Source organism: Hathewaya massiliensis (assembly GCF_902143515.1).
Classification (GTDB): Bacteria; Bacillota; Clostridia; order Clostridiales; family Clostridiaceae; genus Hathewaya; species Hathewaya massiliensis.
This window is the reverse complement of record NZ_CABFVD010000005.1, coordinates 31704-52518: the sequence shown is the minus strand read 5'-3', so window position 1 is coordinate 52518 and position 20815 is coordinate 31704. Positions and strand designations below refer to the sequence as shown.

Sequence of the window (20815 nt, the reverse complement as noted above, 5' to 3'; positions counted from 1 at the left end):
ACATAGCTGTTTTAATATTTAAATATAAAAACTTTATATTTAAACTACAATTATAACTTCTTTGAAAACTAGCTTACTAATTTGAAGTTAACTATATATTATATTATACAGTATCATTATGAAAATTATAACATATCCTAAGAATTTCAATAAGCCTTATAATTATAATCTAGCAGATATTTTCTCTTATTGTATAAAAAACTTTATTACTTAGAGGTTTATGAATTATCTCTCTAGCTAGTTGTTTTCTCTTATATATGAAACAACTTCTTCTACTGAGTAAAATATATTATTGTCCTCTTCTTTTATTTTTTTTCTTCCTATTACAACTGCTTTAATTCCACTATCTAATGCAGCTCTTAGCTTTTCCTCTGTACCACCTTGTACTCCACTATCTTTCATAAGAATGGCTTTGGCATCATGTTCTTCTATAAAAGCCTTATTAAGCTCATAGCTAATAGGCCCTTTTATAGCTACAATATCCTCTGGCATTATTTTAAGCTCATCTAATTCCTGCATAACTTTAAGAGTTGGAAGTACCCTATGGATTATTCTATTTTCTAAATTTAACTCAAGTACCCTTTTAATATTTCTACTTCCTGTAGTATTTAATATGTTTCCAGTTACATATTTTAAAACTAGTGCAAGCTCTTCATAACCTTCTGTAACAATTACATCCTCATACTTTTCATAAGGCTCTACCACAGAAGGTCTTTCATATCTTAAATAAGTTATGCCTGTATCATTACATGCTTTTTTTAAGTTCTCTGTAACAACTAGTGCATATGGATGAGAGCCATCTACAAAAGTAGTAATATTATATTTTTTTATGGTTTCTACCATTTTATCATAGTCCATAGGAGTAGTATTTAAAACTTTATGCTTATAATTCTTAAGTAATTCTCCACCATATTCTGTAGCTGTAGATACAAAAATATCTTCTGTAAATTCATTTAATAAGGATAGTATTTTCTTACCTTCTGAAGTACCTAAAATTAAACCTATCATAAAATTTCCTCCTCTTTAAACAATAACTTGCAAATTCATAGCAAATTAAGTAAATGCTATTTCTTTGCAAGTTATTTTAGAATAGTCTATTCTGCTTTATTGTTTACTTTATATCCTCTTGGAGTTATGATTCTTCCATTTTCTATATAACTTTGACTATTTCCTATTATTACTATAGAAAACATATCTACAACTTCAGGATCAAAATTATCTAGAGTAAATATGTTGATTTCTTGTCCCTCTCTTAAGGCGTTTCTAACTACACCTATTGGAGTATTGCCTTCTCTATATTTTTTAACTATATCTAAGCACTCTGCTAAATAATGAGGTCTTCCCTTGCTCTTAGGGTTATATAGAGAAATTACAAAATCAGCATCTGTTGCATTTTCTACTCTCTTTTTAATTAGTTCATAAGGAGTCATAAGGTCACTTAAGCTTATATTACAGTTATCATGCATAAGTGGAGCTCCTAATACAGAAGCTGCTGCAGAAGATGCTGTAACTCCTGGAATAACTTCAACTTCTGCTTCATTTTTAAGTTGAAGAATTAATCCTGCCATACCATAAATTCCTGAATCTCCTGTGCTAACTACAGATACTATCTTATCCTCTGCAAGTTCTATAGCTTTTTTACATCTTTCTTCTTCGCCTTTCATTCCTGTTGCAAAGACTTCTTTTCCCTCTAAAAGAGGTTTTATCATATCTATATACTTTGTATATCCTACTATAATTTCACTTTCTTCTATAGCTTTCTTAGCTTTTATAGTTAAGTGATCTAATCCACCTGGTCCAATTCCTATAACATATAGTTTTTTCATAAATTTACTCCTTTCAATTTAAAACTCCAATACATAAGGTCATACCATCTAAAGATAATTTATCAGTTATCATATTCCCGCCTAAAAGCTCCACAGAAGGCTCGCATACAGCACGAACCCCTATATTCTTTTCCACAAAGTCAGAGCCTTTATAATTTAAATGAACCCTTTGTATTTCCTCTTTTGTAAAAGTCCTCATTTCGCAATTTAAATTTTTACTAAGAGTTATAATAGCCCTCTCTTCTGCTTTTACCCATGCAGTTCCAATAGCTTTTATAGCCCTTTTATCTATGTTGTATACCCTTAAAATTTCAAAAGTCTTTTCCATCATTTTATTTTCCGGGTAATCTTTTTTACATCCAATTCCTAAAACTATGTTTTTCTTTATTAGCTTTAAAGCTGGTATTCCATAATCCTCTACCTTATCTTTATTAGTTACTAATATTAAAGCCTTAACCTTATCTCTAGTATTATGATTATAAGGTATATACCCCTTTGGTACATCTATTAAGCCTTCTTCATATAAAAAACCTACATCATAACCATGAACTAAAAATGCGGCTACATCCTTACAAATCTTCATATTATCTATAACTAAATTATTTTTCTTAGCTACCATATCAGGAGCTTCTAAACCTAAATTATCTGTAGCTGTAGTTATTATGGCTTTTGCATTTAAAATTTTAGCTATACTCTCTGTAAGTTCATTTGCCCCACCAATGTGGCCACTTAAAAGAGAAATTACATAATTTGAGCTATTATCTATAACTAAGATACCTGGGTCCTCAGTTTTACTCTTTACGTAAGGTGCAATACTTCTTACTGCTATGCCTGTAGAAGATATAAATATTATAAAATTGTAGCTCTCAAAAGCTATTTTTGTAACTTCCTTTATGCCTAATTTTTTAACTTCCTCTCTTCTATAAACATGAGCATTATATGTTTTCTTTATATTTTCACTAATCCTGTGCCCTTCTTCTGTAACACAAATTATGGCTAAAAATTCTTTTTTATTTTCATTAATCATGAATCTTCCTCATTATTTTCCTTCTCTAAACATATGAGTAAAGCTTTTATCGTATAATTTGCTCTTTTCATAATCACAATCTATAAAGTCACCAACTAAGATTTGAGCACATTTAGTAATTCCAGCCTCTTTAACTTTTTCAGCTATATCATCTAGAGTTCCATAAATTACTCTTTGATCTTCCCAAGTAGCTCTTTCAACAATAGCTATAGGAACATTTCTTCCATATCCCTTTCTTAATTTAGCCACAACTTTTTCTATCATGCTAATAGATAAGAATATAGCCATGGAAGCTCCAATTCTAGCTAAATTTTCAAGGTCTTCAGTTTCAGGTACTGGAGTTCTACCTTCAACTCTTGTTAATATAAGAGTTTGAGTTACAGATGGTAGAGTAAACTCCTTTTTAATAGCTGCAGCTGCTGCTGTACATGAACTTACACCTGGAATAACCTCATATTTTATATCTCCATGTTTATCAAGTTCATCCATTTGCTCTTTTATAGCACCATAAATTGAAGGGTCTCCAGTATGAAGTCTTACTGTAGTTTTTCCTTCCTTTTCTCCTCTTAACATAACTTCTATAACTTCATCTAAATTCATAGAAGCTGAGTTGTACTTTTCAACTCCCTCTTTGCAGAATGCTAAATGTTCTGGGCTAACTAGTGACCCTGCATATATAACAATATCAGCCTTAGCTAAAGTATCTCTTCCCTTTACAGTTATTAAATCTACATCTCCTGGTCCTGCTCCAATAAAATATATCATAGTTTTCCTCCTATAATTTTAAAATTTATCCATGCCTCTCCACTTATTTTCTTAAGGGTGAAGACTTAATTTATAATTTAAAGTTTTGTATGTTCAAATTAAATTTTTCAATAAGTATCTCTAAAATAAGTATCTCTAAATTTAATCCACTTTATAGTAAAAGATTATTTAAAGATTAATCACGTTTTGCAATAATAAGACTCATATATTCTCTTGAACTTATAATTTCTTCTCTAGTTCTTAAAACTTCCTGTCCTTCTCTTCCTGCTCTTTTTACAAGGACATACTTAAATCCTCTTTCTTCTAGGAAGTTTATAACCTGTTCTTCTATTTTATAAACCTTCATTATAACAAGGAATTTTTCATCCTTAACTGAATCTAATCTAGTTGCAGGTAGAATTAAAAGTGGTTCATCTCCAATTACTAATTCTTGACCAACTATAGATGCTGAAGCACAGAAAGAAGTAATACCAGGTACTGTCTCCACATTAAATCCTCTTCCCTTTGCATGTTCTAAAAGATAAACATAGGTACTATAAACAAAAGGATCTCCTATGGTTAAAAATGCTACATCCTTACCATCTTCTATATACTTTTCAACCTCTACATAAGCATCTAATATTTTCTCTTCTCTATCTTCTCCACCCATTGGGAAATGCTTAAACACCACTTCAGTATCCTTTGGAATATACTCCTCTGCTGTTTCATAAGCTATGCTTTTTCCACCAGCCATGGCAGTCGGTACTATTACCACATCTACCTTCTTTAATACATTTACAGCTTTAATAGTAAGTAATTCCTTATCTCCTGGCCCAACACCTATTCCGTATAAAGTTGCCATAATTCTCCTCCTTATTTTTCAGCTCTTACAATAAAAATTGGATTTAAAGCGGTTAACATATAACTTTGACCTCTAGTCTTACTTATACCCACTTGAATGCATTCCACCTTGCATTTTAATTCCTTTAACTTTTCCATAGCCGTATAAACATTATTTAAAGTTATAAAGTTTAAAACCATAACTCCAGAATCCTTAAGCATTCTATAAGCTTCCTCTATAATATCTCGAAGTTCTCCGCTACTTCCACCTATGAAAATTGAATCAAACTCTTCCTTCATATCTTTCATATGCTCCATGGCAGTTCCTTCTAGAACCTTTAAATTATTAGCCTGAAATTTTTCTATATTTTTATAAATAGTCTCTAAGGCTGCTGGATCTTTTTCTATGCCAATAACACTACCCTTATGACAAATCTTAGCTGCTTGAACTGTTACAGAACCAGTACCAGCCCCAACATCTAAAACCTTAGAATCCTCTTTTAATTCCATTTTAGAAATACTTAAAATTCTTATTTCTTCTTTAGTCATGGGACAATCCCCACGAATAAATTCTTCATCTCTTATATATTTCATATAGATATGTCTCCTCACTTTTTATATGTAAGCTTTATTAAATCTTATATTATTCATATCTCTCAATTACAAGAACACTAAGATCATTAAAGTTACCCTTAGAAGCCTCTTCTATAGTTCCTCTGAAAATCTTCTCATGTTCGTAGGATAAATTCTCACCAACATAAGCAGTTCCCTTAATGCCCTCTTTATAAAGCTTTTCACAAAGGGCTTCAGGAGTCCATTTTTTATCAACTAACCAAAAACTCAAGTTATATTCTTTTACTTTTTCACAAAAGTCCTCTTCTCTTCCATGCATACTACCAACATAAGCTTCTTGCCAAGGTAGTGCAAGCCTTGAACTTAAATATTGAAAAGAACTTAATCCTGGAACTACCTTTAATTCTTCTGATATATTATTTTTAATATAATTTGTTATACCATAATAACAAGGATCGCCAGAAGCTATTACACCTAAAGAATCATATTTTTCTTCTTCACTAAGTTCCTTTAATTCTTTTAAGGACTTTATTATAATTTTCTTATTATCTACAAAGTCTATACTCTCCATGGCACGGCTAAAGCCAACCACAGCAGAAACTTCATGTAAAGTCTTAAGAGCCTTTGGTAGGATATAGTCAGAATGACCAGGTCCTAATCCTATTACATATATCTGAGTTTTTTCTTTCATTTTTAAAACTCCTTTAATCTTCTATACTATAAAAAATTAAATATTAATCTATAATTAAAATAACTTCTTAAAAGTAAATTTATCTACTACTAAGATAAATATAACTCATTTATGAGATTAAAATGATTTATATAAAATCCCTTTTTCCATGGAGTAAATAGCTACTTCTGCCTCTATTTCATCATGGCTATAGATTTTAATTCTATTTTTAATCTTCTCACCAATATTTTTATAAATTATATTGTATTCCTCTGGAATTATCTTAATAGCACCTTCTGTGGTTTTTTCCTCGTAAACTCTTCTTACTAACTCTGTAGGAGCACCTACTAAGGCAAGTTCTAAGGCTAAAACTTCAAGCCTTACATCAGACACTCTACTATGAGTTTGGAAACACCCTGCAGAAATCTTGCTTATCTTTCCTATATGCCCTACCATGGTTATCTTTTTAATACCTAAGTTACCTGCACATTCAAGAGCAAAGCCTACATAGTTAGACATGGTAACTACAGTATTTATATCCACATTTAACTCTTTGCACATGTCTTCTCCCATGTTACCAAAGACAAGGACAGGCTCCTTTACTCCAGATGCAAATTTTTGGTTCATTTCAAGTTTTACAGAATCCTTTAAAGCTTCTTCTGACATAGGAGTTACAATGCCTGTGGTACCTAATATAGAAATACCACCTATTATATTTAGTCTAGGGTTAAAGGTCTTTTTAGCAATTTCCTCTCCCCTTGGAACAAATATGGTTATTTCTACTCCCTTATGCTCTGGTAAAACTTCTAAAACCTCTTTTTCTATCATCTGCCTTGGCACAGGATTAATTGCCCATTCACCCTTTTTAACATACAAGCCTTCTCCCATGACCATGCCTACACCTTTTCCACCTTTTAAAGTATAACCGGAATCCTTTTTTTCAGCTCTTGCCCAAATTTCAAGGCCATGAGTCATATCAGGGTCATCTCCACCATCTTTTATAACACAGCACTCCACAAAATTCTCTTCACGATTAATCTTATATAGGGGAATTGTAAGTCTTATGCCCTTTGGTGTATCTATAGAAACTTCCTCTAAGGACTCCCCAGTATATAACATATACGTTGCTGCCTTAGCAGCTGCGGCACTGCAAGAACCTGTAGTATAACCACATCTTAATTTCTTTCCATCACTATAAACATATAAATCTAACATGTTTTTCTCCTAAAGACTAATCTCTTTTAACTATCATGTACATTAAAGCATTTATAATTGCAGCAGCTACAGTACTTCCACCTTTTCTACCTCTTACAGTAATCATAGGCATTGAAACCTTCTCAAATTCTTCTTTAGATTCAGCAGCACCTACAAAACCAATTGGAGCTCCTACTACAAAACTTGGATTTGCCTTTCCTTCTTCTATAAGTTCTTTTAACCTAAATAAAGCCGTTGGAGCATTTCCAAAAACAAAGATTTCAACACCATCAGAAACTGCTTTTTCAACTGCAGCCATAGAACGAGTTATTCCTCTTTCTTTTGCAATAGCTGCAACTTCTGGTTCACTTACATAACATACAACCTTACAATTAAGCTGCTCTAAGGCCTTCTTGTTTATACCAGATAGAGCCATTTTTGTATCTGTGTAAATTGTAACACCCTTTTTTAAAGTCTCAAGAGCACTATCAATAGCCCCTTCTCTAATGTAAGTTATATCTTTATATTGAAAATCTGCAGTAGTATGAATTACTCTTTTAATAATTGAAAGTTCTCTCTCATCAAAATTATGAGGACCCATTTCCTCTCCAATTATTTCAAAACTTCTCTTTTCTATATCCATTGGAACCTTTATATAATCCATGCTTTTCTCTCCTTTTATAACTGTTTAACCTAAAATTTTCATACTAAACTATGTTAGAGAAAATGTCCATATGAAAGCCACTTCATCACTGATTCACTACGCTTACAATTTCTATTATTTCTTCCGTAAATATTACTAAAGTTTTAAAACTCGCTTTGCTCAGACATTAAAACTTTTTAACGTAATATTTACTACAGAAACAATGAAATTCTAAAAGCCTGTTCATATGTGATTACATAACCATCATATGGACAAAACCCTCTAACAAATTTTAATGTTACAATAATCTACTTTGAAAGCAAATTATTTAAAAATTCAATATTTCCAAAGAAATGTATGTGAGCATATGCACCTAGGGTATTATTTTTTACATAACCACAATTCCATGTCTTTTCTTTTCCATTAAAACTTTCTTTTTTAACTTTATATATAGTCTTTTCAGGATTATCTACATAAGACTTATGAAATTCATGGCAGTTTATCTTAAGCCCCTTAGGTAGTATGTTGTTTTCTTCCTCAATTTCAATTGTGGCATATCCAAAGTTTTGAAGTCTTTTTGTCATATATGAATTTCCACTAAAGAAATTCACCACTGGAAGTTTTTCCTCTTCCCCATTTTCATCTTTAAATATGCACTTTGTAAGATACATCATTCCCCCACATTCTGCATAAGATCTAAGTCCAGAATCTAGGGATTTTTTAATAGAATTTAGCATAGAAGTATTTTTAGCTAATTCATCATAAAAAACCTCTGGATACCCTCCACCTAGATATAGAAAATCTATATTTTCTGGAAGAGCTTTATCCTTTAGGGGACTAAAATAAATCACTTCCCCTGCCTCTTCTAAAAGTTCTATATTTTCTCTATAATAAAAGCTAAAAGCCTTATCATAGGCAACAGCAATTTTTAAGTTTTTATTTTCTATATGAAAATCATCTGTATAAGTTTCAGTTTCCTTAAACTCTTCTAGAAGAGAGTCTATATCTACATTTTCCTCTAAAAGTTTTGCACAAAGTCCTATTTTTTCTTCTAAATCTTCAATTTCACTACTTTGAACTAGGCCTAAATGTCTACTTTCAAGCTTTAACTCTTGATTTTTAGGAAGATATCCAAAAACCTTAAGATTGCAGTTTGCTTCTATAGCCTCTTTTAAAAGAGCATAATAGCTTTCACTTATATTATTTAATATTACTCCTCTAATGTCTGCATCTTTAAAATTACAAATTCCATTTAGTTCTGCACATAAAGTAGCAACTTGAGCCTTAGGTGATATAACTAAAACCGTTGGCAAGTTTAAAGTTTTTGCAACTTCATAAGTAGAGTAACTAGTGTCAATTCCCTTACCATCATAAAAACCCATAACTCCTTCAACTACACCTAATTCTCCATGTCCCCTTGAAAAACTACTTTTAATCCCCTGCTCTCCCATTAAAAATATATCTAAATTTCTTGATGGGATTCCAGTTATTTTACTATGAAAAGCAGGATCAATGTAGTCAGGTCCCACTTTATATCCTTGAACCTTATATTTTCTATTTTTTAAGGCTTTTAAAAGTCCTAAAGTTAAGGTGGTTTTTCCTCCACCACTACTATTAGATGAAAGAACTATTGCCCTCATTTAGACTCCTCCTATTTTTAAAGTGAATTTAAGGCATTAATTAAAATTTCATTATTATATCTATCCTTAATTGCAAACCTAACATAATAATCGTCTAATCCCTTATAATTATTTGCTCTTCTAATTAATATATTTTTCTCAAGCATTTTTTCATATAATTCTTCGCAGCTTAAAGCTTTTAACTTAACTAAAACAAAATTTCCATGGGTTTTATAAACTTTTTCTATATAATCTATTTCCTTTAAAGCTTTATCCATATAAGTTTTTTCACATTCTGCCCATTTTAAAGACTTTTCTATATAGTCCTTATCCCATATGGCAAAAGTTCCTGCAATTTCAGCAAAGGAATTTATATTCCAAGGATTTTGTTTCTCCTCTAATTTATTTTTAAAATTCTCATTAGAAGTTACTGCATACCCAAGCCTTATGCCTGGCATACCAAAAAACTTAGTTAAGGCTCTAACTATAAAAAGACATTTATATTTTTCTATTAAAGAACATAAACTATTCTCTTTATCTCCTGTAAACTCTATAAAAGCTTCATCTATTAAAATAATCTTATGATTTTCCTCTGCATAATCTAAAATCTCTTTAAATAGGTTTTTATCTAAGATTGAACCATTAGGATTATTAGGATTTGCAATAATAAGTCCCTCTGTATTCTTAAAAGAATCTAAAACTTTTTTATAATCTACACTAAATTCGTAGGATTTATCCTCACAAAGAAACTCTTCCTTAAAATAAACATAATTTAAATCTACACCCCACTTTTTGCAGCTAAGCTCATATTCTGCAAAGGAAGGGACTAATAGCGTAGTAGATTTTAAAGAGCTTATAGCAAGATCTAAAAGTTCTGCTGCACCATTTCCTAGAAGTATTTTATCCTTATCTACATTTAAATATTTTGAAAGAGACTCTCGAAGCCTTCTATACTTAATATCTGGATAACGAACTAAGGCTTCCACACCTTCATTTAAATGTTCTAAAAAACTCTTTGGAACTCCAAAGGGATTTATATTAGAACTAAAATCTATAATTTCTCTTCCCTCTAAAAATCCATGAGTATATACATCTCCGCCATGTATCATCTTATCTGCACCTCCATATAAAAACTACGAGTAAATAAATTAAAACCAATAGTGCTTCTGATGCATACATTAGCTTTATACACTCTACTATATTATCCTTTGAAAGCTCTCTTATCTTATCTCCTATGGTAGGTTTATATATAACTTCACCAAAATAAGTGTTAGTGCCACCTAGTTGAACTCTCATAGCACCAGCTGCAGCTCCCTCTGGATAAGCACAATTTGGGCTTTTATGATTTTTTCTATCACGGTACATAATCTTTAAACTGTAAAGAATATTACCTTTAACTATAGGTGCACATAGGGCTATTAAAACCCCTGTTATTCTAGCTGGAATAAAATTAAATACATCATCCACCTTTGCTGGAAAGAAGCCTATATATTTATATTTCTCAGTAAGATAGCCAAGCATAGAATCCATGGTATTAATCCCTTTATACATCATGGCAAAAGCAGCACCATAAGGTCCAAAAACCATGGCATAGAATATGGGAGCTATAACGCCATCTGCTGAATTTTCAGCTACAGTCTCCACATCGGCCCTTACAACTTCCTCTTCCTTAAGCTCTGAAGTTTCTCTTCCAACTATATAAGAAAGCTTAACCCTAGCTTCTTTTAAATCATTTTTTTCAAGTTCATAATAAACCTTTTTAGCTTCATTCTTTAGACATTTACAAGCAATAGTAGTCCAAAGTATAAAAATATTTAGTATATGATGAATTAAGATCATATTTCTTGTAAAATAAAGTAATAAAAAGGGAATTAAAAAGCTAGTAGCACTTACTATAAGTACAATAAGACCACCAAAAGCCTTTAGCCCCTTATTACTCTTACATAGTGATTTTCCTTTTTTATGAAGGTATGATATAAGCTTACCTATATATATAACTGGATGAGGAAACCCATAAGGATCTCCCACAATCCAATCAATAATAACTGCTAAAACAATGTCTAAAGCATATAGCATATTTTATCGACTTCCTTATTTTCAACTCTATTTTTTTGCTCTTTTGTATAATTTCTTACTATATATATTATATTTTTTCTTCTATTTTTTACTTTGTTCTATAATCTCATATATTTTATCCATATCTAAAGAGCTTCTAACTAAATCTGCAAGTTTATCAAGTTCTCTTTCTCTTATATTCTCATATATCTCAGACTTCTTAAGTTCTAAGTTCTTCTTTTCTCTTAAAAGATTTACTATGTGCTCTCTAAAACTTACTCCATCAAAAATTCCATGGATATAAGTTCCCATAATGTTTCCAGTAGAGTCTACAGCTCCATCTCCACATTGTGTAAGTTCACCATTTCTCTCATAGATATTAAATAGTGGAGAGGCATTATTTCCATACTTGCAAATTCCCATATGAATTTCATAGCCATATACTTCACCTTTAAAACCATTAAATATAGAAGAAGAACCATAAGAATCTTTGTTTGTAGCCTTAACTCTAGTAGTTACTTTTTCCTTTTCAAAAACAGTTTCTATATCTAAAAGCCCCATACCTTGGATTTCTTCAATAGAAGATTCTGTGTGATAAGGATCTTTTAAAGTCTTTCCAAGCATTTGATATCCACCACAGATACCAATTATCATGCCGCCCTTATTAGCATACTCTTTAATTTTTTCTTCTAAGCCACTTTCTCTTATGGCATTTAAATCTTCGATAGTATTTTTACTTCCAAGAATTACAACTAAATCAGGGTCCCCAAGTTCCTCTCTACTTTCAACAAATCTAACAGATACATCTTCTTCAGTTTTTAGTGCATCTAAATCCGTAAAATTAGATACATGAGGAAGCCTTATAGCAGCAACATCAATAGGTGCTGTAATCTTTTTATTTAAACTAACAGCTCCATCCTCATCCTCTAGTGCTAAACGGAAATAAGGCACTACTCCTAAGGTTGGAATTTTTATAATATCTTCAAGCATTTCAAGGCCTGGTTTTAAAATCTCCACATCTCCTCTAAACTTATTTATAATAGTTCCCTTAACCCTTTGTTTTTCCTCTTCATTAAATAAAAGCATGGTTCCAGCAAGAGATGCAAAAACTCCACCCTTATCTATATCACCAATTAAAACCACAGGTGCATCCACAAGTTCTGCCATACCCATGTTTACAATGTCATTTTCCCTTAAGTTTATTTCAGCAGGGCTACCAGCACCCTCCATTACAACTACATCATAATCCTTTTCCATGTCTTCAAACTGCTTCTTTAACATCTCACTAAATTCAGGTTTCATCTTATGATATTCCATAGCAGTACAATTGCAATGAACCTTACCATTAACTATAACCTGACAATTTTTATCCCCTGTAGGCTTAAGTAAAATAGGATTCATAAAAGCTTCAGGCTCCATACCAGCTGCATAAGCTTGAAGCACTTGAGCTCTTCCCATTTCCTTTCCATCTAGGGTTATATAAGAGTTTAAGCTCATATTTTGTGACTTAAAAGGTACAACCTTGTAACCATCTTGCTTTAAAATCCTACAAAGAGCTGTGACTAAAATACTCTTTCCTACTGAAGAACCAGTACCTTGAAACATTATTCTTGCCATACTTTCATCTCCTGATTTAATTCTATTTTATACTTTAATTCTATTTTACAATTTGATTTTATAATTTTCCTTCATAATTTAATTTCATAATTTGATTTTATAATTTTCTTTCATATCTGTGTTTTATATCTTTATTTTAGAACTTAACCTTATTTCATTCCTTTTTTATTTTTCCCGATTTCTTTATATCTACCTTCTATGGCATCTTCTAAATGCTGAATATATAGCTCTTGAACCTTCTTATTTTCTCCAAGGCCATGCATATAAACATTAACCTTTATACCCTCTGCCTCTAAAATTGATTTAAAGGAATCCTCTTCATCCCCAGCCATATCATTTTGAGCATGATCCCCTGCAACTAGCATAAAAGGCATTAGAGTAATCTCTTTAACATTATCTTCTTTAATTCTTTTTACAGCATTATCAATGTAAGGATAGCCTTCAACATTAGCCATATAAACATTCTTCATCCCTTCATCCTGAAGCACGCATTGAAAACAAGCATAAACAGCATTAGCATAGTGAGGAGTACCATGTCCCATAAAAAGCACATTTTCCCCTTCTTTTATTTGCTCCTTAACAGCCTTAGCCATTAAACCATAGTCATCTGGATGACCTTCTTCCTCTCCCTTAAAATATAAAAGCGGTCTTCCAATTTCAACTTTCTTAAAGGAATTTTTATATCCATGAGTTAATATCTTTTTTATATAATCAAACTCCAAACCAGGTATCAAATGAAGTGGCTGTAATATAACTTCTTCAAAGCCTTCATTTTTAAGCCTTTCAAGTGCTTCCTCTGGAGTATCTACATGCATATTATAAACCTTCTTAAGCTTTCTAATTATAATATGAGAAGTAAATGCACGTCTTACCTCATAATCCTTGTAAGTTTCTTTAACCTTATCCTCAATTGCCTCAATGGTTACTTTTCTAGTTTCTTCATAACTAGTTCCAAAGCTTACAACTAAAATAGCCTTTTTCAAAGAAAAGCCCTCCTTAAAAATTATATTTTAAATCTTACTTAAATAGCTTTCTCCAATTTAAACAAAAAAACTCGGCCCTAGAGCCGAGAGTATCCTTCAATATGTTATGCCTTTTAAAACAATTTAACATTTCATATTTTAGATTTGCATTTCCCTCCGAATGCCCTGAATCTAAAGCTTTAGGCAGGTCTCCTGACTTATGATTCCTCCTCCCCTTGCCCTTCCTCGTCATTGAGTGGTTTTGCAAGGTTTGTCATCATTTACAGTAGCGGGGGCTGTTATGGAATTACACCACATTCCCTTTTCACCTATAAAAGGCACCTAAAACAACTTATTAAATTTTAAAACAGAAATTTCTACAAATTTCGCACAAAGCATAAAAATTTTATATATTAAGTTTATACTAATATGAAGATAGTGTCAATGTTTTATAATCTTATTCACTATGCCTCACCTACCTTATACTTGTGGAAATGTTATCTCTCCATTTTTTATTTCTCCCAAAAACATTTCAAAAAGTTTTTCTGTACTATATTGCCAAAGCTTTGTTTCTTCTAGTTCTAACATTTCATATAAATGAGATGAATATAATTTTATAATAGCATTTTCATATGATAAGTTTAATTCTACAGAAATTTTCTCTGCAAGAGCAGCTGATATTATTGGGAATACTGCATCAAATTTATTTTTATCCATTATTTTCTCCTCCCAAATCTTTATAACAATCAAAAGAACAAAACTTTAAGGATTTTTCACTGTGAAAAAGTATCTGATTAAATAGTTTTTCTATCTTTAATCTTTTTAGAGCTTCATCTTTATTTAGTACGCCAGTTTCAAAAAGTTTTACTGAAAGATAAACATTATCATCAGCTACAGGGCCAATTACTATATCATATTCCTCTTTGAGTTTTTCCCTCTCCTGTTTGCTGTTATAAAATCTAACCAATTTTCATCAGCATATTGAAACTCTATTATTTTAAGTTCTTGCTTTGCTTTTTCTATATCAAAATCGTATATTGATAAAATTTTTTTATCTGTATTGTTTCTTACACTTACTTTTTTTGCCCAAAGAGTAGCCTGCTCCTTATTACTTGTAGTATAAAATCCTACTCCAAATATTCTAATAAACCTAGTTGTTTTGCTATATCATGTACTAATTTTCCCATGACTCGTTTATCAAGATCTTTTTCATCTATATAATTAGATAATACCATTCTCATGATATCTTTTTTACTGCTAAATATATGGGAATAATTTTTTAAAAGTTCATCTAAATATTCTTCATTATATATTTTTGCTATTTGTATTAGTTCATAAACAATATCCTTATGATTCTTATTATATAATGATTCCAAATGAAATATATTTTCGTTACCTTCTGCCCTTTTGATTATCTTTAACTGCTTATCGATTGATTCTGCACCTTTACTATCACAAACATGTTTCTTAAATCCTATATTAAAAGCTAATGAATTTTCAAATAAAAAATCATAGTTATTATCTTTATCATTATTAGGGTTTATTGAAAAAAGATAATTTTCATTAAACCCATCTTCATAAGGATTTAGTGCTTCTATATAATCTTTATTTATTTGATCTTGTTCATTTGTTTTAATAAAGTTTACATCACTTTTTAAATTAGAATTACATACATGACAAGAGGGTATTAAATTATATAAAGACATTGAATAAAAAGGAAATTTACTTTTGGATAAAAAATGATCTAACTCCGGTCTTGTTTTCCCTCTAATCTCTTTAGCTTTGCTACTAGATTTATTTATCTCACATTCATCAATGGATATGTATTGCCTATTACAATATGGACATACTTTAATATCTATTTGTCTTAATAGAGGATACGCCCCCCAGTTTTTCACACTAAATAACTCATCAATTTTTTTATATAGCAATTCTCTTATATATCCAATCTTATATTGTACACTAATATTTTTAATATAATTTTCAAGATTTTTAATTTTATCAATCTTATCTTCACTTAATTCATTTTTATTCTCATCAATATATCGTGATATAAAAACTATCATTTCTTCTAAGCACTGTTGTTTTTTTTCTGGTAACTTAACACTTCTAATTTTTTCATTAATTTTATCAACAATTTTCTCTACAGCAAATTTTCCTTCTAATTTCTTATTATTAAATGATGAATAATTGAAAATTTCCGTAATCTCTTCATCAAAATGTTTTCTATATTCTTTTTTCAGTTTATCTTTTACTCTTTTTAAATCTTCATCATTATTTTCATTCAATGTATCATAGTTTTTTTCTAAACTTTTTTTAAAATCTATTAGTTCACTTTTTTTATCACTTTTACTATGTTTTCCGATTTTTTTTCTATATAATTTATTACTTCGTTTTTATTTATAGACTGTATATATAGCTCTGTTAAAGCTTCATTGTAAAACGAATATAAGTTATTTTCACAACTATATTCTTCAGTATATTCAACTAACCCCCGTAATACACTAGGTTCTCCTATAATAATATTTTCAAATTCACAATTTAATTTTTTATAAAAATCACATATTTTTCGGTTTTTTTCTGATTCCTTTATTTTTTTTTGTAAATTCGGTTTTATATATTGATTAGCATACTGCAAATGATACTCTTCAATTTTTTTCTTTTTTTCTGAATTTAAATTTATCTTTATCATAAAGAGTTACCTTCCTTTTTTCTTTCCAACTCTTTCAACATATCTTTATGATATTTTATTTTATCCTCAATACTTTTCCTTTGATAAATTCTTAAATTATCACTAGTATAAAGTATATCATCTAATAAATCTTTAACTACTTTTCTTACTATACGTTCTCCAATAATATCTATAAAGAAACTATATTCATTATCTACCTTGTCAAGTAACTTTTTTAAGTTCTCATAATAATTACAAACTTCAACTTTAGACTCACATTTAAATTTCTTTTTCTTTAACTGACTATAAAATTCCTCATTTATGGCACAAGTTTCTTTATCAATTACTATTTCTAATTTTTGATTTACACATTTTTTTATATTTATTCTCAAGTTCTCTAATTCTTTTATTACAGTGCTAATTTTATTTTTAGCAAACTCTCCAACCGTATTACTCATAAAGAAGGAATTCGTTAATAACGCATGTATATTAGCTGCGAAGGTTTGTTCAATTTTTATTCCAACTGTATTATTTATAATATTATAATGATTACATTTTTTACTGCATATATAATGTATTTTATCCCTAGGAATATCTGATATAACATAAGGCGTATTGGATGTTAATATTACTTGTATATTTTTATTCTTATAAATTTCTTTGTTTTCAAAATATTTTATCAACATAAATATTAGTTTTCTTTGCCATTCTGGATGTAAGTATAACTCAGGTTCATCAAGCAATATAATTAAATCTTCTTTTTTTATTTTATTTTTTTCTAACTCGTAAAATCTAGAAAATATATTTAATAGAGCTTCTTCTCCAGAAGAAAAGCCTAACTTTAATATAATAAATCTTTGCATTTCCTCAACTGTTATATAGTTTGAAAATAATTCTTGTAATTTATCTTTATTTGCAATAACATTAACATCTATTCCAGTAGAATCCATATATAGATACCCTGAATTTTCACCTAATTCAATAAGCCCTGAAAACACCTTGTAAATACTTTCAAATATTTCTTTAAGTTGTTTTTCTTCCTCACTATCAGTTAATTTTTCCTGCAGTTTTTCTATGAAATTATAAAAAAATCTTTTCATAATATGAGAAAAATCTTTGCTATCACCTATTTTAATGTTTATATTGCTATAACATTCTTTTAGCTGATAGTTCATTTCATCACCATAATACTCATAAGCTAAATTAAGCATTTTTTCTTGCTCTTCACTTTCAATATTAATATTATTTTTCCATCCCTGATTTTTCTCAAAAAATTTTCCCTTATATTTATTAATTGACCTCAAAATAGCATATAAACTATTATTGAAAATATTAATAATAAATAGATCATTTTTAGGGAAACACCCATCTTTTTTACACTGATTATGTATATTATTAACTTTATCAATTAATTTTTTAGCTTTAACTGTTATATAAACTCCATACGGTTTTAAACTCTCTTTAACTTTAAATGCATCATAAATTGGAGTAACAAATAATTTTATATTTGTTTTATTAAAGTCCTTATTAAGTATTTTTTCTATAAAACTTTTGTTTTTATCATCAATCAAAAATTCAAATATTCTAGTTATATTCATTACTTCATATAACTTATAAAAGCGACTATCTACATTGTAGAAAGTTTGTACTGATTTTTCACTATCTTTTTTTAAATAGTTTGCTATAGATATATCATGTAATCGTTCATTATATTCTGATGCTGTCCATCTTAATAAATCATCACTTTCATGGCTAAAGATATTTGAAAAATACACAAAATCAGTGTCATTTAAACCTACTTTATCATTATTTTTAAACCACTTTTCTGAATTTACGTATACTTTATCTATATACTTAATTTCAATGCCTGAAGGGGGGGGATTCAGTGGATTTTGTGGTGCAAATACATTATAACAATCGGTTTTATCCTTTATAACAATTACTATTTCATCTTCAATTGAATTTTGATAATCGATTAATGTATTACCAAAAAATAATTGTTTTATAAGATTTAAAATGGTACTTTTACCTGCTCCATTTTCACCAATTAGTGCATTAATATCTATTTCACGTTCTTGACTAAACGTAAAATATTGTTCACATTCTTTTTCCTCAATTGATAATTTATGACTGTTATATTTAAAATTCCAAATATGATCAAAATTCATAGAAACATTTTCAATTTTTATATCATTTTTTTCTAATTTTTTTATATGTATATATGCTAAGCTACTCATTGGACTACTCCCTTACATTAAATTTACTTATATCATTCTTTATCAATTTTTATGCAAAAATAAATAAATGAAATCTATGGGTTTTTATTTTATATTTAACTTCTCATCTCATTTACAATAGCTTGTGATCCTGTTAAATTTCCTTTTCCTAGTGTAGAATAGTACTTTATATGTTTTTGAACTGCGTCTAAAGCTTTATTAAAATATTCCTCCCCATAATCTTTTCTTATATTTTCTAATAAAAACTTATTTGTATGATTGTTAAATGCTCTTTTATATTCTTCACCACTCATCATAGATAAAAATATAGTAATAAAAGCTTGTGCAGATCCCTCATTCATGCCAGTTATTTTATTTATCTCTGTCTTCCCCTCTTTCCCCGTCAATTGCCCTGAATAAACCTTTTTTGCTACTTCATAAGCAACTGTGCTCATCTCCATAGTAATCTTCATATTTCTCTCTCCCCATATCTATTATTTTTAATTAAATCTAATGTAATAATTTATATAATCAAAAATTAATAAAGTCTATTTATATTCTAAACTTTAGAATACACACTTCCTATCTTTTCTGTATGCCTGTCAAACTTGGGTATACTATAATAAATTGTAGTTGTATAAACCCTATTAATTAGAGATTATATAAAAATAATTTAGTTAATACTATTGATGTATAATATTTTAAATTATACATATCTCAATCAATATTATATATACCATTATATCCTATTTTAATTCTTTTGTGGCTTAGCCCCTAATTATTTCATATAATTTTATCACATTTATTAATTTTGCTTTAAATTATTTAATTTTTGTCTCATCGATCTTCCAATACTTAAAAAAATATAGTATAATACTTATGTGAACCAAGGAGGAGAAAACTATGGATAAGACTATTTGCGAATTGTTTGCTGGAGTTGGTGGATTCAGAGTTGGATTTGAAAAAGACTCACATGAATGGAAAACTGTTTGGGCAAATCAATGGGAACCTAGCAAAAAGGTTCAACATGCTTTTGAATGTTATAAAAGTCATTTTAATGATTTTGGTGGCATAAATGAATATAGTAATACAGATATTTCTCAAGTACCTTTAGATTACATACCTGAACACTCAGTTTTAGTGGGTGGTTTTCCATGTCAAGATTATTCTGTTGCAAGTACTAAAGCAAAAGGGATTCAAGGTAAAAAGGGCGTGCTTTGGTGGGAAATCGAAAGAATTGTTGAAGGTAAAAGACCTTCTTTTATTCTTTTAGAAAATGTTGATAGGTTACTTAAATCCCCAGTAAAACAACGTGGTAGAGATTTCGGTATTATAATTAACTGCCTTGCTAATCTTGGTTACAATGTTGAGTGGAGGGTTATTAATGCTGCTGATTATGGCTTCCAGCAAAGAAGAAGAAGAACCTTTATTTTTGCATGTCATGAGTCAACTAACTACTGCTCATATTTTAAAAAACTTAATCCTTATGAATGTTTAAAGCACAAAGGATTCTTCAGCTCAATTTTTAATGTTGAAGATTTTGATATTGATAATATTAGAATGGTGAATTTAAAAGAGGATTATAATTTTGATACACTAGCAATCTCAGATACTTTTTCTTTTGCATTTGAAAACTCAGGTTATTATAATGAGGGTATTATTTATACGGTTAATACTACTCCAAATGAGATTTTAACACATGCTCCAATAACACTTAATGATATACTAGAAAAATCGGTAGATAAAAAATACATATTATCAGAAGAAGACTTTAAAAAGTGGGAGTATATGAAAGGTCCTAAAGCTATTGAAAGGACATCTAAAACAGGACATAAATATATTTTTAGAGAGGGAGGAATCTCTTTCCCTGACCCCCTTGATAAACCAGCTAGAACAATGTTGACAAGTGAAGGAAGCAAAAACCGAAGCACTCATGTAGTTAGAGATTTAGAAACAGGAAAACTAAGATTATTAACACCTATTGAATGTGAAAGAATAAATGGATTCCCTGATAACTGGACTAACTCAGGAATGACTCATTCATTTAGATATTTTACTATGGGTAACGCTCTAGTAGTTAACTTAATAACACATATGGCAAGCAAACTTCATGAAATAATAGATAAGGAAGACTAAACCAGTCTTCCTTTTTCTTTTG

General features: G+C 29.7%; 20 protein-coding genes, 1 pseudogene and 1 riboswitch. Of the genes and pseudogenes, 1 reads left to right on the top strand and 20 read right to left on the bottom strand.

Features of this window, described 5'->3' with window-relative positions:
• Positions 1–237: 237 nt before the first annotated feature.
• The 20 genes and pseudogenes from FNZ64_RS10055 to FNZ64_RS09955 all read right to left on the bottom strand — a co-directional run bounded on the left by FNZ64_RS10055 (position 238) and on the right by FNZ64_RS09955 (position 19130).
• A complete protein-coding gene (locus tag FNZ64_RS10055) occupies positions 238–1008 on the bottom strand; it encodes a cobalt-precorrin-6A reductase (protein ID WP_142414681.1) in 771 nt (256 codons plus the stop codon).
• A gap of 86 nt (positions 1009–1094) precedes the next feature.
• Positions 1095–1826, bottom strand: coding sequence for a precorrin-3B C(17)-methyltransferase (gene cobJ / locus FNZ64_RS10050; protein WP_142414680.1), 732 nt, complete (start codon positions 1824–1826; stop codon positions 1095–1097).
• Positions 1827–1839: 13 nt separating this feature from the next.
• The gene (gene cbiG / locus FNZ64_RS10045; protein ID WP_142414679.1) at positions 1840–2853 is read right to left on the bottom strand and encodes a cobalt-precorrin 5A hydrolase; all 1014 of its coding nucleotides are present in this window, start codon (positions 2851–2853) and stop codon (positions 1840–1842) included.
• 12 nt (positions 2854–2865) lie between these two features.
• Positions 2866–3618 (bottom strand): precorrin-4 C(11)-methyltransferase, encoded by a 753-nt coding sequence (gene cobM / locus FNZ64_RS10040; RefSeq protein WP_142414678.1) that lies wholly within the window; start codon positions 3616–3618, stop codon positions 2866–2868.
• A 175-nt stretch (positions 3619–3793) separates the two neighbouring features.
• Positions 3794–4459, bottom strand: coding sequence for a cobalt-factor II C(20)-methyltransferase (locus FNZ64_RS10035; RefSeq protein WP_142414677.1), 666 nt, complete (start codon positions 4457–4459; stop codon positions 3794–3796).
• A gap of 11 nt (positions 4460–4470) precedes the next feature.
• Positions 4471–5031, bottom strand: coding sequence for a precorrin-6Y C5,15-methyltransferase (decarboxylating) subunit CbiT (gene cbiT / locus FNZ64_RS10030; protein ID WP_142414676.1), 561 nt, complete (start codon positions 5029–5031; stop codon positions 4471–4473).
• Positions 5032–5080: 49 nt separating this feature from the next.
• On the bottom strand, positions 5081–5701 hold the full coding sequence (gene cbiE, locus FNZ64_RS10025) for a precorrin-6y C5,15-methyltransferase (decarboxylating) subunit CbiE (protein WP_142414675.1): 621 nt from the start codon (positions 5699–5701) through the stop codon (positions 5081–5083).
• A 117-nt stretch (positions 5702–5818) separates the two neighbouring features.
• The gene (gene cbiD, locus FNZ64_RS10020; RefSeq protein WP_142414674.1) at positions 5819–6895 is read right to left on the bottom strand and encodes a cobalt-precorrin-5B (C(1))-methyltransferase CbiD; all 1077 of its coding nucleotides are present in this window, start codon (positions 6893–6895) and stop codon (positions 5819–5821) included.
• A gap of 16 nt (positions 6896–6911) precedes the next feature.
• On the bottom strand, positions 6912–7538 hold the full coding sequence (locus FNZ64_RS10015) for a precorrin-8X methylmutase (protein ID WP_142414673.1): 627 nt from the start codon (positions 7536–7538) through the stop codon (positions 6912–6914).
• Between the two features lie 287 nt (positions 7539–7825).
• Positions 7826–9157, bottom strand: a complete 1332-nt coding sequence (locus FNZ64_RS10010; RefSeq protein ID WP_142414672.1) for a cobyrinic acid a,c-diamide synthase CobB — start codon at positions 9155–9157, stop codon at positions 7826–7828.
• Between the two features lie 17 nt (positions 9158–9174).
• Complete coding sequence (locus tag FNZ64_RS10005) at positions 9175–10245, bottom strand: pyridoxal phosphate-dependent aminotransferase (RefSeq protein ID WP_423244946.1); 1071 nt, start codon at positions 10243–10245, stop codon at positions 9175–9177.
• 1 nt (position 10246) lies between these two features.
• Entirely contained in the window at positions 10247–11212 is a 966-nt protein-coding gene (gene cbiB, locus FNZ64_RS10000; RefSeq protein WP_142414671.1) for an adenosylcobinamide-phosphate synthase CbiB, read from the bottom strand.
• Positions 11213–11293: 81 nt separating this feature from the next.
• Positions 11294–12808: a cobyric acid synthase gene (locus tag FNZ64_RS09995; RefSeq protein ID WP_142414670.1), complete on the bottom strand. Its 1515-nt coding sequence runs from the start codon at positions 12806–12808 to the stop codon at positions 11294–11296.
• A 149-nt stretch (positions 12809–12957) separates the two neighbouring features.
• A complete protein-coding gene (locus FNZ64_RS09990) occupies positions 12958–13791 on the bottom strand; it encodes a sirohydrochlorin cobaltochelatase (protein WP_142414669.1) in 834 nt (277 codons plus the stop codon).
• A 165-nt stretch (positions 13792–13956) separates the two neighbouring features.
• Positions 13957–14131: riboswitch (cobalamin riboswitch) on the bottom strand.
• A gap of 119 nt (positions 14132–14250) precedes the next feature.
• On the bottom strand, positions 14251–14487 hold the full coding sequence (locus tag FNZ64_RS09985) for a hypothetical protein (protein WP_142414668.1): 237 nt from the start codon (positions 14485–14487) through the stop codon (positions 14251–14253).
• Positions 14480–14910, bottom strand: a pseudogene (locus FNZ64_RS15120) (DUF3990 domain-containing protein). Before FNZ64_RS15120 ends, FNZ64_RS09985 begins: the two are co-directional and overlap by 8 nt.
• Positions 14898–16058 carry a hypothetical protein gene (locus FNZ64_RS09970; protein WP_142414666.1) on the bottom strand — a complete coding sequence of 387 codons (1161 nt, stop codon included), beginning with the start codon at positions 16056–16058 and terminating at the stop codon, positions 14898–14900. The pseudogene FNZ64_RS15120 and the gene FNZ64_RS09970 overlap by 13 nt, the downstream one beginning before the upstream one ends.
• A 38-nt stretch (positions 16059–16096) precedes the next feature.
• The gene (locus FNZ64_RS09965) at positions 16097–16462 is read right to left on the bottom strand and encodes a hypothetical protein (protein ID WP_142414665.1); all 366 of its coding nucleotides are present in this window, start codon (positions 16460–16462) and stop codon (positions 16097–16099) included.
• Entirely contained in the window at positions 16459–18678 is a 2220-nt protein-coding gene (locus FNZ64_RS09960; RefSeq protein WP_142414664.1) for an AAA family ATPase, read from the bottom strand. Before FNZ64_RS09960 ends, FNZ64_RS09965 begins: the two co-directional genes overlap by 4 nt.
• A 95-nt stretch (positions 18679–18773) precedes the next feature.
• Positions 18774–19130, bottom strand: coding sequence for a hypothetical protein (locus FNZ64_RS09955; RefSeq protein ID WP_142414663.1), 357 nt, complete (start codon positions 19128–19130; stop codon positions 18774–18776).
• A gap of 430 nt (positions 19131–19560) precedes the next feature.
• On the opposite strand from FNZ64_RS09955, the gene dcm reads away from it, so the two are divergent.
• Positions 19561–20793, top strand: a complete 1233-nt coding sequence (gene dcm, locus FNZ64_RS09950) for a DNA (cytosine-5-)-methyltransferase (protein WP_142414662.1) — start codon at positions 19561–19563, stop codon at positions 20791–20793.
• The last annotated feature ends 22 nt before the right edge of the window (positions 20794–20815 follow it).

What these genes read in the sequence shown, in the direction of transcription:
- FNZ64_RS10055 (WP_142414681.1), bottom strand. Translation starts at nt 1,008, where the DNA reads ATGATAGGTTTAATTTTAGGTACTTCAGAAGGTAAGAAAATACTATCC.
- cobJ (WP_142414680.1), bottom strand. Translation starts at nt 1,826, where the DNA reads ATGAAAAAACTATATGTTATAGGAATTGGACCAGGTGGATTAGATCAC.
- cbiG (WP_142414679.1), bottom strand. Translation starts at nt 2,853, where the DNA reads ATGATTAATGAAAATAAAAAAGAATTTTTAGCCATAATTTGTGTTACA.
- cobM (WP_142414678.1), bottom strand. Translation starts at nt 3,618, where the DNA reads ATGATATATTTTATTGGAGCAGGACCAGGAGATGTAGATTTAATAACT.
- FNZ64_RS10035 (WP_142414677.1), bottom strand. Translation starts at nt 4,459, where the DNA reads ATGGCAACTTTATACGGAATAGGTGTTGGGCCAGGAGATAAGGAATTA.
- cbiT (WP_142414676.1), bottom strand. Translation starts at nt 5,031, where the DNA reads ATGAAATATATAAGAGATGAAGAATTTATTCGTGGGGATTGTCCCATG.
- cbiE (WP_142414675.1), bottom strand. Translation starts at nt 5,701, where the DNA reads ATGAAAGAAAAAACTCAGATATATGTAATAGGATTAGGACCTGGTCAT.
- cbiD (WP_142414674.1), bottom strand. Translation starts at nt 6,895, where the DNA reads ATGTTAGATTTATATGTTTATAGTGATGGAAAGAAATTAAGATGTGGT.
- FNZ64_RS10015 (WP_142414673.1), bottom strand. Translation starts at nt 7,538, where the DNA reads ATGGATTATATAAAGGTTCCAATGGATATAGAAAAGAGAAGTTTTGAA.
- FNZ64_RS10010 (WP_142414672.1), bottom strand. Translation starts at nt 9,157, where the DNA reads ATGAGGGCAATAGTTCTTTCATCTAATAGTAGTGGTGGAGGAAAAACC.
- FNZ64_RS10005 (WP_423244946.1), bottom strand. Translation starts at nt 10,245, where the DNA reads ATGATACATGGCGGAGATGTATATACTCATGGATTTTTAGAGGGAAGA.
- cbiB (WP_142414671.1), bottom strand. Translation starts at nt 11,212, where the DNA reads ATGCTATATGCTTTAGACATTGTTTTAGCAGTTATTATTGATTGGATT.
- FNZ64_RS09995 (WP_142414670.1), bottom strand. Translation starts at nt 12,808, where the DNA reads ATGGCAAGAATAATGTTTCAAGGTACTGGTTCTTCAGTAGGAAAGAGT.
- FNZ64_RS09985 (WP_142414668.1), bottom strand. Translation starts at nt 14,487, where the DNA reads ATGGATAAAAATAAATTTGATGCAGTATTCCCAATAATATCAGCTGCT.
- FNZ64_RS09965 (WP_142414665.1), bottom strand. Translation starts at nt 16,462, where the DNA reads ATGATAAAGATAAATTTAAATTCAGAAAAAAAGAAAAAAATTGAAGAG.
- FNZ64_RS09960 (WP_142414664.1), bottom strand. Translation starts at nt 18,678, where the DNA reads ATGAGTAGCTTAGCATATATACATATAAAAAAATTAGAAAAAAATGAT.
- FNZ64_RS09955 (WP_142414663.1), bottom strand. Translation starts at nt 19,130, where the DNA reads ATGAAGATTACTATGGAGATGAGCACAGTTGCTTATGAAGTAGCAAAA.
- dcm (WP_142414662.1), top strand. Translation starts at nt 19,561, where the DNA reads ATGGATAAGACTATTTGCGAATTGTTTGCTGGAGTTGGTGGATTCAGA.